The organism is Pseudobacillus wudalianchiensis, from assembly GCF_001685015.1.
In the GTDB taxonomy this organism is placed as follows: domain Bacteria; phylum Bacillota; class Bacilli; order Bacillales; family Domibacillaceae; genus Pseudobacillus; species Pseudobacillus wudalianchiensis.
On sequence record NZ_MAYT01000023.1, the window covers coordinates 112,455 to 125,254 of the forward strand.

Consider the following 12,800-nt stretch of genomic DNA (forward strand, 5'->3'; position numbering starts at 1 on the left):
TATGTCGAATCATTAAAAATAAAACAAATGGTCCGCATTCACCTGTTCATATTGCTGCTGCCGCTCATTCACTTTCTCTGGATATTGAATATACAAGCTAGCCATCATCGCATTAAGCAAAGAAAAAAGCGGCGGAAAAACATCCAGTGTAGATTTCTCTTGACTGCCAATCGCAAAAGTAATATCACTATATTCCGTAATGGGGGCTAAAGGTGAATCGGTTAAACTAATAACAAAGGCACCTCGGTCCTTTGCCATTTTGGCAAGCTGTACAGTTTCTTTTACATATCGGTGGAATGTAATGGCAATAAAAACGGAGCTTTCATTTATATTTTGCAAAATAGCTACTAGGTCATCAATTCCTGGCTGTACTAATCTTACTTCGTTACGCACAAGTCCTAGTGTAAAAGCCAACCATTGAGCAGGGGCAAACGAAGTTCTCATTCCTGCTAAAAAAACGTTGTTTGCTTTCATCATTTTGTCTACAGTCTGCTGAAGATTCCCTTCATCGATCGTGTCAATGACCCGCTGAATATTCTCTGCATCTTTCTCCATTACTTGAGCAAAAAAATGTGGTTTCTGTGCCATTTCTATTTTAGAAGAGTAGTAACGATTCAAACTGCTTTTATGTTGAATTAAATATTCACGGATAATGGACTGCAAATGAGCATAGCCGTTTAATTCGAGCGAATAGCAAAAACGAATCACAGTCGTTTCACTTACTGAAATTTGTCTTCCCACTTCTCCCGCGGATAGCAGAGCGACCTTTTCAGGAAAGTCGAGAACATATTTCCCTACCCTTTGCTGCCCTTTTGATAATGAAGCATACTTTTCTTTTACTTTATCTAATAGTTCCATGTTTCTTTCTCCTTAATATGAAGTAAATACAACATATTACAATTAAATGAAGTTTCAACTTCATAATAGAATATAAATTATCATAATCTTTAATCATTAGCAAGATATTTTTTCTGACTATTCCGTAAAAAGCTATTTAATAAATGTAAATGCTAGAAGCTTAATTTTTCGCAATCGGGGAAAAGAAAGAGTAAGGAGCTTAGTTGGAAAGGAGAGAGACTATGCAATCAAAATGGGCTAAACTTGCAGCAGCTCCCTTTTTCGTTGCCATGATTCTTGGAGCATGTGCTAGTAATGACTCAGAGAAAGAGGAGAAACCCGTTATGGAGGAACCAACAGATAAAGTAAAGGAAGACGAAGATAATCAAGGTGGTTCCACAGAAAAAAATGCCGAAAATGATGGCAATCCTTCAGAAGAAAATAAAGAAGAAGACCCAGGCATTGATAAAGAAGATACTAAAATGGATAGCCAGTAATGTATAAAGCGTTGCACGATGTTTTCATAAAAACATCGTGCAGCGCTTTTTTAGTATAAAAAGGAGAAGGTAAGAAAAACTAGCCAAAAGATTTCCTACTAAATGACTCTAAAGGTGGTTCTATGCAAAAAGCCGATTCCATTACTCCTTTTCAACTTATTTTACTGGCCATGACGGCGATCGGTTTAAAGAATCATGTATTTGCTATTTCTCCTTTAATTCAAACAGCAGGCCGTGATGCCTGGATAGCTGTTCTAATTACGATGATACTGGCTTTTTTATGGATTCCGCTCTTTTTATACGTACAGAAAAAAACGAATAGGCAACCATTACTTCAGTGGTTAAGAGCGACAATTGGCGATAAAGCGACGATTGTTTTGGCATTTGTGTTGATCGGTTACTTAATCGTCATGGCAGCCGTAACTCTGCGAGAAACAATCACATGGGCCAATGTCATGTTTTTGCCGGAAACACCTGCTTTTTTTCTCGTCATTCTTTTTATCTTTGTTTGTTGGGTAATGGGGACGACTAATTTGAGAACATTAAGCATCCTTAATATCTTTTTATTGTTCTTCATCATTATTTTTGGGTTCTTTGTTGCTATCGCCAACATCCAATATAAAAATTATTTTTTATTGCTGCCAATTTTAGAGCACGGCTATGCTCCTATTATGAAAAGCCTCATCTTCCAAGCATCAGGGGTTGCTGAGATTTTTATTTTTTTATTGCTGCAGCATAAACTAGATGCCTCTCTCCGCGTACGCCATTATGCGGCCATGATTATCATCTTAACGGTGCTTACGACCGGACCGCTTATTGGGGCGATTGTTGAATTCGGCCCTATAGAGGCTGCGAAACAGCGATTTCCTGCCTATGAAGAATGGGGACTTGTATCCCTAGGCTCATTTATCGAACATCTGGATTTTTTATCGATCTACCAATGGATGTCTGGCGCGTTTATTCGGATATCGCTCATTTTAATTTTAATGAAAGAACTCCTGCTGATCAAAACAGAAAGAAAGAAAAATATAACGCTCACCTTTCTTTCTCTTGGTATTGCCGGTCTTGTGCTTATTCCTATCACTGATTTTACTTTTTCAAAGTGGCTGACGACCATCTTTTTACCAGCCAGTTTCTGGTTTTTTTCCGCAGCTATTATTTTGTTCGTCATACTTGCCATTTTTTATGGAAGAAAAAAACGGGGGTCTACGAATGAAAATAAAAAAGATCCAATTAAAGAAAGCTGAAAAATTAGAAAAACAGAAAAAAAGAACATCCTTAATTAAACGTTCTTCCCTGTCTATTGATGCTTTAAAAGATTTATTTCAAAAGAATGGAGACGTTCAATTCACGGAATTAGCATTTAACGATCATTTGATTACACTCGTTTATTGCAGCGGGTTAGTAAACGTTGACCTGCTTAAATCAACGATCCCGAAACGATTAGAAAAGTTTTTTCAAACTCATCATGAGGCAACAAAGGAAAACATCCTTTCTTTGCAAGTCCCTTCTCTACAATTGGTGACGAAAAAAGAAAAAGTGATAGAAGATATTTTTTCAGGGATGCTTGTTATCATTTTTCCTATTGAGAATATCGCTGTTTCTGTGGATATCGCGGACCGGCCGCAGCGTAAACCAGAAGAAACGAATACAGAAGTAAGCATCAAAGGGCCTAGAGATAACTTTATTGAAGACATTACTATTAATTATGCTTTAATCAGGAAAAGATTAAGAACCGTTTCGCTCGTAAGCGAGTCATTTGAAATTGGCAGAAGGTCCAAAACAAAAGTTGCCCTTTTGTATATGGAGGATATCTCCAATAAAGATACCTTAAAGCAAATCAAGCAACAGTTATCCACGATCGATATCGATGCCTTAATAAGCGGCACACAGCTTGGAGAGTTAATGACTGGAAGTCCTTATGCTATCTTTCCGCGCCACTCCTACACAGGAAGACCTGACTTTGCTGTTCAGTCCTTAATGCAAGGAAGGTTTATTATTTTAATTGACGGAGTCGCTTATGCCTACATCACACCAGTCAATTTGTTCTTTTTATTAAAAAGCGCAGAGGACAAAGAATATCCTTATGCTTTCAATTCATTTGAGCGGCTTATCAGGGTCGCTGGTATATCCATCGCTACCTTCCTGCCCGGTTTTTGGGTAGCTCTTACCGCCTTTCATCAAAACCAGCTTCCTTTAACACTATTGGCGACCGTCGTAGAGTCACGAAAAGGGGTGCCCTTTCCGACATCCTTGGAAGCCATTTTAATGATGCTCTTATTTGAATTATTCCGAGAAGCGGGCTTACGAATGCCCTTGGCGATCGGACAGACACTCAGCGTTGTCGGCGGCTTGATTATTGGGGATGCAGCCATTCGCGCGGGATTAACAAGCCCCTCCATGCTCGTGATTATCGCTGGCTCCTTTGTCGCCATGACTACGCTTGTGAATCAATCGTTTATGGGAGCTATATCACTTATTCGTTTCTTTGTTATTATCCTCGTTGCCCTATTCGGCTTCTTCGGTTTTTTTGCTTCTATCTTTCTTGTTGGGATTTCCGTCGCAAGAATTCGCATCTTTGGTGTCCCTTACTTAGAATTAGCGGCTCGTTTACATTGGGGGAACATTCTCAAAGCCGTGATCCGTTTGCCCGCTCAGAAAGAAACGAAACGGGCAAGTATGCTGAACCCAATCGATGGAACGAAAGAGGACAGATCAAAATGAACAAAAAAATAAAGTCTTTTTTCTGCGTCATAGTAATGGCCTTCCCTCTTCTTTTGCTTTCAGGCTGCTGGGATTCCTACGAGCCTGACCGCATGGTGTATGTACATGGGGTAGGGGTCGATTACAAGGATGGCTATTATACCGTTTATCTCCAGCTAATTAACTTAGGAATGCTCGCTAAACAAGAATCTGGAGGAGGAACAGAGGAAACAAAAGTAGAGGTTGGAAAAGCGTCTGGAAAAACAGTGGACGAGGCCATCTTTAATTTATATCGCTCTTCTCAGCGCCGGATTTTCTGGGGGCATTTAGCCATTATTATTTTCACGGAAGAAGCCCTGCGTGCCCAAGGCTTAAGCCATGCTGTTGATTTATTTGACAGATACCGCGAGACCCGCTATCGCATGTGGATGTATGCCACAAAAGAACCGCTCGACAAATTATTGACAGCTGTACCGGTGATGGAGCTTTCTACTGCCCTTTCTAGGTTAAGCGATCCCTATGCTACTTATGACCAGCGTTCCTTATTCAAACCAGTAGATCTGAGAGAGCTCCTCATATTTTTAAATGAACCGCCGCATGAAGCTGTTATTCCATTGGTCGGCATCGATGAAAAGGACTGGAGAACAAATAGCGGAAAACGAAATACAATCCAATGGAAAGGGGCAGCAGTTGTGACCGCAAATTCATTTAAACAACGCTTATCCCCTAAGGAGACAGCAGGTTTAAAATGGATAAACAAGGACTTAAACAGAGAAGATTTGCGGGTAAAAAAGGGGAAACACAAGGATACGAGTGTATTAATTTATGATCTGAATGTACATATTAAACCCATTGTCAGAAAAGAAGACATTCGTTTTGAAGTACAAGTAAAAGCAAAAGCCAGTTTGCGAGAGCTGAGCCACTCTGTCAATTTGAGAGAAATTTCTCAAGAAGCAGAAAAAATAATGGCACGAGAAATAGAGAACACCTTTAAAACAGGATTGAAGGCGAACGCAGATTTGCTGCGTTTATCAGAAACACTTTATCGCAAAAATGTACAAGCATGGAAAAAAGTCCAACAGCAAGGCTCCATTCCATTAACAGAACAATCACTTCAGACAGTAAATGTCCACGTTAAAATTGTTGAAGGAGAAAAGCAGCGAAAAGAGCCTACCTTGAATTAATATTTATTTGCTTAAGCAAAAAGCTGCTATAAAGCCAGAGATTAGCAAGCATTATAGCAGCCTTTTTGTTATTGTACCATTGATCCTTGTTGTCCTACTTCCTTAATTACAACACCCCTTTTTGCCATTTCTTGAATATAGAGATCACCAGGAACAATTTGCTCCGGCGGATAAACACCTGTTTGCCTAATCGTCCCATTTGCAATCATCTGTGCCACGACTGAAATTGTGTTCGCTGTCGCTCTCGCCATGGCCGTTACATGATGAATCGTATCTTTATAGGTGATCATTTCATATGCATAGCTTGCTTTACTTCCCGCTTTTTCCCCTTCTGTTTCTACTCTTAGCAGAACGACATCCTCTTTCTCTCTTAAGTCAACGATAGGATCAAGCGCTTTTAATAACACATCCCTCGGCCTTACCTGGACACCATTCACCTCAATAAAGTAATCAGAGCGGGTTAAGTTAAGATCGACAAGCAGCTTGAATTTTTCTGCATGGCCTGGATAACGAATGGTTTTATACTCCAGGCAATCAAGATCAGGATAAGAATACGAAAGCGTCGATGTTCCTCCTGCAGTATGGAAGGCTTCAAGCGGCCCGAATTTCTCAAAATGAATCGTTTCGATTTCTGATAAAGATGGGATTTCTTGTTTTTTCCCATTTCTAACAATAAAAGAAGGATCAGTATAATGATCAAACACGCCTTCCATTGAAAATACATGGTTATATTCAAGCGGCGGCTCCGGACGAAGCGGGATCCCCCCGACGTATAGCTTAATCGAATTTACTGTATCGAGTTTGCTTGCACCATGTCCCGCTAAAATATTAATCATGCCCGGCGCCACACCAAGATCAGGAATCAGTGTAACCTTTGCTTTCTTCGCTTCTTCCATCATTTCCAGCACTCGGTCCGTCGCCTGGCCAATATGGCCGCCAAGATCTACCGAGTGCACCCCCGCTGTAATAGCTGCTTTTGCGACAGCTACGTTAAATGAATAAAATAAGGCATTGATGACTACATCATGTTCTTTCATTAACTGAATAAGCTGCTCTTTATTGGAGGCGTCTACAAAAGCTGCGGTTAATTTTAAAGATTGTAAAATGTTACACGTCTGTTTTGCTTTTTTAAGATCATAATCAGCCAGTGTTACTTTCACGACCTCTTTACATTGTACCAAGTCCCTTGCCGCTTCTTTTCCCATTAGCCCAGACCCTAGTACTAAGACGCGCATGTTGCTTCCCTCCTCATTGTTTACTTTTACATAAAAGTATATGAGGCAAAAGCGGATTTCTTGATTTAAAACAACAGAATTATTCAACCATATCTGAGTTTATGACTCGATTATCTGCTGTGGTGATCTGGGGCTTTTGCTTTCTCAAAATAAGGACAAGGGCGAGCAACTCAACAGCAATCGTTAAGATTCCGAGAAAAACACTCTCTGTTAATCCAAGAACAACATACCAATTCCCGTAAAAACGGCCGCCAAAAGAGCATATGGCAGCTGTGTCATGACGTGATCAATATGATTGCAGCCTGCTCCTGTTGAAGAAAGAATCGTTGTATCAGATATAGGAGAACAATGGTCCCCAAACACTGCTCCGCCAAGTACAGCCGCCATCATAGGCAATAATAAATTAAGATCAGTGACTGCAGCTATTTCCCCGGCAATAGGCAGCAATATGCCAAAAGACCCCCAAAGTTCCTGTTGTATTCTCCGTTTTATAAGTAATCTGACGAAAAAAGAGAGCATGCTGTCATGCTCTCCATGCGTGTTCTATTTTTCAGGGGAAAGATCACAGCTTTCATCCGTACAAACGGCTTCATTCTTGTCCCCTTCGGATAATATCTTTACTACTGGACCGTCATTTTCCTCTTCCCATACTTTTTGCAAAGCGGCTGCGAAAGCTTCCACTGGCTGGGCTCCGGACACAGCATATTTGTTATTGAATACAAAGAACGGAACTCCTTGGACACCAATTTGACGCGCTTCTGCCTCATCCGCTCTCACTTCTTCAGTTAAACGGTTTTCTTTTAGAAACGACCGTACCTCTTCCTTGTTCAATCCGACTGTTCCGGCAATTTCTGTTAATGTATCAGCATCACTTATTGGCAATGAATCGGTGAAATATGCTTTCAACAACCTTTCCGTCAACTCTGCTCCCTTGCCTTTTTCGACAGCGAATTTAGCGAGACGATGAGCATCCAGCGTATTTGCCGGCTTCATATTTTCAAAATTGAATGTTAACCCGACAGTTTTTGCCTGTTCAGCGACGTTTGCGTTTGCGGCCTTCGCTTGTTGAATGCTCATTCCGTATTTTTCAGCAAGCGCTTCATGAATAGTTTTAGAGGTTTCTTTCGGTGCATCTGGTGCAAGCTCAAAGCTTTTAAAGCGAATCGTTACTTTCTCTTTATATGGAAACTTGTCCAAAGCTTCTTCCAATCGGCGTTTTCCAATATAACAAAACGGACAAACAAAATCTGACCATATGCTAATTTCCATTTTCCTCACTCCCTCTAGATCAGCTTTTCAGTCCCTATCATACCTAACAAATGTGACAATAAAAAGCGTAACCCTTTATTTTCCTCTATTTTTAATTTCTTCTTGGCAAACTGTAAAAAATCAATTATTATTTTATTTTGGAATTCTTCTACTAATCTCTTACTAAAAATGACAGTTAGAGTAAATCTTTTTATTTGCGTGGAACGAATTATTGATGTAACGCCCAACCTCAAAACGATGAATAAGAAATAGTTTGATTGGAATAGAAGAGCATAAATACTTCAGGCAGGCTAACAATGAAGACACTGATTTTTTCATCAACAACCTGAAAGAAGGAATTTTTTTAATGACATTATCTTTAAAAAGGTTAATCCTATTCGTTGCCCTTATCGCTGTACTGTTTACTCTTTCTATCAGCCTGTATGCCGGCTATCAAATGGAAAGAGAAACCCTGATGGAGAACACACTTGAAACGAACCGATCGTATGCTGAAAAGTTGGCAAGCACGACCGAAGACTATTTAAATTCTACTTTGCAAACTCTGCGTACTAGCGCTCAAACTGTCGCTCCTGCAATGAATACAAATGAAGAAGTGCTCCTAAACGAAGTTAATCGTTTAAAAAATCACTCAAATATATTTAACTCCGTCGCTGTAGTCGATCATACTGGAAAAATTTTGGCTGTTTCACCTGAACATCTCAATCTAAAAGATAAAATGTTTTCATCTTCAGGTTCGATTCAAGCATTGAAGGCGAAGAAGCCGCTTATTTCTAAACCGTTTATCTCTATTACTGGACGGCTCATCATTATGATTTCCTATCCCATTTTTAGTGAGCAAGATGAGTACCTTGGCTTTGTAGCTGGAACGATTTATTTAAGAGAAAGAAGCATCTTAAATCAGCTGCTAGGGGAACACTTTTACCATGATGGGTCCTATGTTTATGTTGTAGATGAAGATGGACGGATCATTTACCATCAATCCTCCAACCGGATTAACGACGTTGTTTCTGAGAATCCCGTCGTTCAAAAATTGATGAAAGGACAAAATGGAGCCCAACGCCTCATCAATACACAAGGAAAGGATATGCTGGCGGGATATGCTACAATTCCTGTGGCTCATTGGGGAGTTGTTTCACAACGCCCTACTTCTAACGCCCTTGCTCCTTCGAATGCGATGATCGAACGAATGCTTTGGACTTCTTTGCCGCTCATTCTTATTTCGTTCGTCATCATCTGGCTTATCTTAACAAAAATTACCCAGCCTTTACAGCAGCTTGCTCATTTAGCTGAGAATAGTTCAGAGAACAATCGGCAGCAAGATATTAAAAACATCCACGCTTGGTATTATGAAGCTATTCAGCTAAAAAAGGCCCTAATGACGAGCTTTCATATTCTTCATGAGCGAGTAAACGACTTTCAGCAGCAATCATCCACCGATCCGCTGACCGGGCTGCATAACCGCCGATCTATGAATGACTGTCTTGCACAGCTTGTTTCAAATGAGTCACCATTCTCTATCATTCTCTTTGATATCGATCATTTCAAAAAAGTGAATGACACGTATGGCCATGCAGCTGGAGATGAAGTCCTTATTTTTCTTGCCAATTTGATGGAAGAAACAACTCGAGAAGAAGACATTTGCTGCCGTTACGGCGGAGAAGAATTTCTAATTATTCTCCCGCAGGCTGAACTTCCATTAGCTCAACACATAGCCGAGAAATTAAGAAGGCGTTTAGAGAAAACAATAAGTCCCACTGGCAAAGCTATTACCATTTCCGCGGGGGCAGCCTCATTCCCTGATGATGCAGCTGTTTCAGATCAACTCCTTCATCTAGCTGACCAGTGTCTTTACAAAGCTAAACAAACAGGAAGAAATAAAGTAGTCATTTCTCATACACCGAGTTAAACAAAAGGAATTAGTCTGTAGATGAGGGTCTCTGTTTCTTTTTTCGCGATTCGGGTATACACAAAGCAACGATTATTTAGGAGGTGCTTTTTATGCCACATACAGGAGAAACACCAGGAAAAGGCGACTATAAATGTGAAGAATGCGGACAAGTTCTTACTCTTGATGAGGATAAAGATCGTCTTCCTCCTTGTCCGGAATGTCATAAGACTCAATACGAAGCCGTGTAAGCTTAAAAAGGGCGTTCTAAAATTTATATTTTTAGAACGCCCTTTTTCATATTGTTCTTATCGCTTTTTAAATACTTCTTATGCTTGCTTAGATTGAATCGGCGTTTTCACTTCCATTAGTTGATCAAGTGCTTGCTGTAAGTCTTCCCAAATGTCTTGTTTAGCCTCAAGTCCGACAGACAAGCGGATCAGCTTGTCTGAAATCCCCATTTGCACTCTTTTCTGCTCAGGAACGCCTGAATGAGTCATCGTTGCCGGATGCTGGATAAGCGTTTCCGCGTCACCAAGACTGACGGCAATTTTGATAAGCGATAGACGATTAAGAAGCTGCTGGGCATGTTGCTTGCTGCCATTAATTTCAAAGGAAATGAGCCCTCCGCCTTTTTTCATTTGCTTCTGCATGATCTCATAGTCCCCGCCTGTTGCGTCACCGGGATAAAACACTTGCTGCACAGCCGGATGTTGTTTCAATTGCTCCACAATATATTCTGCATTCTCACAATGACGATCCATGCGCACTGGAAGCGTTTTCATCCCTCGCAGCAATAACCATGCATCAAAAGGAGACATTACACCTCCGACATCCTTTAATGTCGTCATGGCAATCGTATGAATCAATTCTTTTTTTCCAGCTGCAAGTCCAGCAATAACATCTCCGTGCCCGCCGATATATTTGGTTGCACTATGGAGTACAATATCGCATCCGGCCTTTAAAGGCTGCTGCAAATAAGGGGATGAAAATGTATTATCCACAACAACCGGAATGCCATGTTTTTTAGCTATTTTAGCAACTAGTTCCAAATCAATTAATTTCATCGTTGGATTAATGGGCGTTTCCACATAAATACAGGCAGTCTCTGGACGAATCAATGTCTCTAGCTGCTCTTCTGTTTCCATGCTGCAAAAATCATGCGTGATTTGATATTTTTCCTCCATTAACTGCAGAAGACCAAACGTACACCCGTACACACCTTGTGAACATAAGATATGGTCACCGCTCTTTGTTAAAGCCATTAGTATAGCTGATACAGCAGCCATGCCTGAACCGAATGCAAGCCCAGCTTCTGCTCCTTCTAGTTCAGCAATCCTTTCTTCCAAAGCCTTTACCGTGGGGTTGCCAAGCCTTGAATAAATAAAACCATCCTCTTCTCCAGCAAAACGCCTCTCCCCTTGCTCAGCGCTTTCGAAGGTAAAAGTAGAAGTTTGAAAAATAGGGGTAGCTAAGCTGCCTAGATGCTCTTTTGCATCATAGCCTGAATGGATAACCGCTGTCTCCATGTTTGTAAACTTTTCCTTCACTTTTTCCACTCCCTTCATTACAATCGTATACTTTTTAAATGTCACTCCCTATTATTTTATAATAAATCAAGATTTTTGACAGCGATTTCCACATAATAAAAAGAGGAAGATTTCATTCAAACTATTTAAATAGAAAAGCAGCACATTGACTGTGCTGCTTACTGACTGGTCGCTTTTACTTTTTCCTGAACTTCTGCGATGTTTCTCATTTTATTGTCCCAGCAAGCCTGACTTAAATCCACGGGGTATTCTTCCGGATTGAGAGAACGTTTATGTTCTTTCCATAGAAGTTGAAGGTTTTCTTTAGCAAATGCCCGTATTTCCTGGACATCCGGCTGTGCGTAAACGAGCTTGCCTTCCTGGAAAATAGGTTCGTGCAGCTCGCGCGCTTCAAAATTAGTCACAAATTTACTGATGAACGTATGCACAGGATGAAACATTTTCAGCCGTTCTTCCTCTGCCGGATTTTCATACTCCATTGCTAAATAATCCCCTTCTGACTTGCCGTTTTGCTTGTTAATAATCCGATACAAGCGTTTCAAGCCGGGGGTTGTTACCTTTTCTGGGTTTCCTGAAATTTTAATGGTATCTTCCATGACACCTTCTTCATTTTCGATGGAAACAAGCTTATAGACAGCTCCTAAAGCAGCCTGGTCAAACGCAGTGATTAATTTTGTGCCAATGCCCCAGCTATCAATTTTAGCGCCTTGTGCTTTTAGATTCATGATCGTATATTCATCTAAATCATTTGATGCGATAATTTTTGTATCGTGGAATCCGGCCTCGTCCAGCATCTTTCTCGCTTTTTTTGATAAATAAGCCAAGTCGCCGCTATCAAGTCGGATACCGATAAAATTAATACGATCGCCTAGTTCCTTTGCTACTTTAATAGCTGTCGGCACCCCTGACTTGAGCGTATCATAGGTATCGACTAAAAACACACAGTTTTTATGGCGTTCAGCATATTTATGGAAAGCCGTATATTCATCTTTGTACGTCTGGACAAGTGAATGAGCATGCGTGCCGGAAACGGGAATACCGAATAATTTACCGGCTCGCACATTGCTTGTACTATCAAATCCCCCAATGTAAGCTGCTCTCGTTCCCCAAGTCGCAGCGTCTAGCTCATGAGCCCGCCGACCGCCAAATTCCATTGCTGGCTCTTCACCGACAACTTGTTTAATCCGAGAAGCTTTTGTCGCAATAAGGGTCTGGTAGTTAACAATGTTCAACAAAGCCGTTTCGACAATTTGTGCTTCCGCGAGCGGAGCCTCTAATCTTAAAATCGGCTCATTGCCAAAAACCACCTCTCCTTCACGCATTGCTTTCAACGTGCCGGTGAACGTCATTCCTTTTAAATAAGCTAGAAAGTCTTCTTTATATCCCAGCTCATGACGTAAATACTCAATATCACTTTCTGTGAATCGAAAGTTTTTTAGATAATCAATAATTCTTTCTAAGCCTGCGAAGATCGCATACCCATTGCCAAACGGAATTTTTCTAAAGTAAAGTTCAAAGACGGCTTTTTTGTTATGGATGCCATCATACCAATAGGTTTCAGCCATGTTAATTTGATAGAGATCTGTATGCAAGGCCATTCCATCATCTTCAAAACGCTTTTTCATGTCTGTTCGTTCCCT

Annotated in this window: 11 protein-coding genes and 1 pseudogene; 6 read left to right on the top strand and 6 right to left on the bottom strand. The window is 40.6% G+C overall.

The genetic code is table 11. From position 1 onward, the window contains the following. Positions 1-12: 12 nt before the first annotated feature. Positions 13-858 carry a MurR/RpiR family transcriptional regulator gene (locus tag A8F95_RS11120; RefSeq protein ID WP_065410567.1) on the bottom strand — a complete coding sequence of 282 codons (846 nt, stop codon included), beginning with the start codon at positions 856-858 and terminating at the stop codon, positions 13-15. Positions 859-1,079: 221 nt separating this feature from the next. On the opposite strand from A8F95_RS11120, the gene A8F95_RS11125 reads away from it, so the two are divergent. The 4 genes from A8F95_RS11125 to A8F95_RS11140 all read left to right on the top strand — a co-directional run bounded on the left by A8F95_RS11125 (position 1,080) and on the right by A8F95_RS11140 (position 5,221). Continuing rightward, entirely contained in the window at positions 1,080-1,334 is a 255-nt protein-coding gene (locus A8F95_RS11125; protein ID WP_065410568.1) for a hypothetical protein, read from the top strand. 122 nt (positions 1,335-1,456) lie between these two features. Continuing rightward, on the top strand, positions 1,457-2,581 hold the full coding sequence (locus A8F95_RS11130; RefSeq protein ID WP_065410569.1) for a GerAB/ArcD/ProY family transporter: 1,125 nt from the start codon (positions 1,457-1,459) through the stop codon (positions 2,579-2,581). Next, positions 2,547-4,058 carry a spore germination protein gene (locus A8F95_RS11135; RefSeq protein ID WP_077247328.1) on the top strand — a complete coding sequence of 504 codons (1,512 nt, stop codon included), beginning with the start codon at positions 2,547-2,549 and terminating at the stop codon, positions 4,056-4,058. The genes A8F95_RS11130 and A8F95_RS11135 overlap by 35 nt, the downstream gene beginning before the upstream one ends. Next, a complete protein-coding gene (locus tag A8F95_RS11140; RefSeq protein WP_245671273.1) occupies positions 4,055-5,221 on the top strand; it encodes a Ger(x)C family spore germination protein in 1,167 nt (388 codons plus the stop codon). The genes A8F95_RS11135 and A8F95_RS11140 overlap by 4 nt, the downstream gene beginning before the upstream one ends. Before the next feature lie 68 nt (positions 5,222-5,289). On the opposite strand, the gene A8F95_RS11145 is transcribed toward A8F95_RS11140, so the two are convergent. From A8F95_RS11145 to A8F95_RS11155, 3 genes and pseudogenes are all read right to left on the bottom strand, one after another. Then, complete coding sequence (locus A8F95_RS11145) at positions 5,290-6,456, bottom strand: saccharopine dehydrogenase family protein (protein WP_065410570.1); 1,167 nt, start codon at positions 6,454-6,456, stop codon at positions 5,290-5,292. A gap of 79 nt (positions 6,457-6,535) precedes the next feature. After that, positions 6,536-6,921 (bottom strand): annotated as a pseudogene (locus A8F95_RS11150) (Na+/H+ antiporter NhaC family protein); the annotation flags it as partial. A gap of 78 nt (positions 6,922-6,999) precedes the next feature. Continuing rightward, positions 7,000-7,725: a DsbA family oxidoreductase gene (locus tag A8F95_RS11155; protein WP_065410572.1), complete on the bottom strand. Its 726-nt coding sequence runs from the start codon at positions 7,723-7,725 to the stop codon at positions 7,000-7,002. 346 nt (positions 7,726-8,071) lie between these two features. Between A8F95_RS11155 and A8F95_RS11160 the strand changes: the two genes are divergently transcribed. Next, positions 8,072-9,631 (top strand): sensor domain-containing diguanylate cyclase, encoded by a 1,560-nt coding sequence (locus tag A8F95_RS11160; protein WP_065410573.1) that lies wholly within the window; start codon positions 8,072-8,074, stop codon positions 9,629-9,631. 92 nt (positions 9,632-9,723) lie between these two features. Further along, on the top strand, positions 9,724-9,861 hold the full coding sequence (locus tag A8F95_RS11165; RefSeq protein WP_065410574.1) for a zinc ribbon-containing protein: 138 nt from the start codon (positions 9,724-9,726) through the stop codon (positions 9,859-9,861). Between the two features lie 78 nt (positions 9,862-9,939). Here the strand turns inward: A8F95_RS11165 and megL are convergent, their stop codons facing one another. Next, positions 9,940-11,139, bottom strand: coding sequence for a methionine gamma-lyase (gene megL / locus A8F95_RS11170; RefSeq protein WP_425414999.1), 1,200 nt, complete (start codon positions 11,137-11,139; stop codon positions 9,940-9,942). Positions 11,140-11,318: 179 nt separating this feature from the next. Next, positions 11,319-12,785, bottom strand: a complete 1,467-nt coding sequence (locus A8F95_RS11175; RefSeq protein WP_065410576.1) for a nicotinate phosphoribosyltransferase — start codon at positions 12,783-12,785, stop codon at positions 11,319-11,321. Positions 12,786-12,800: the final 15 nt, after the last annotated feature.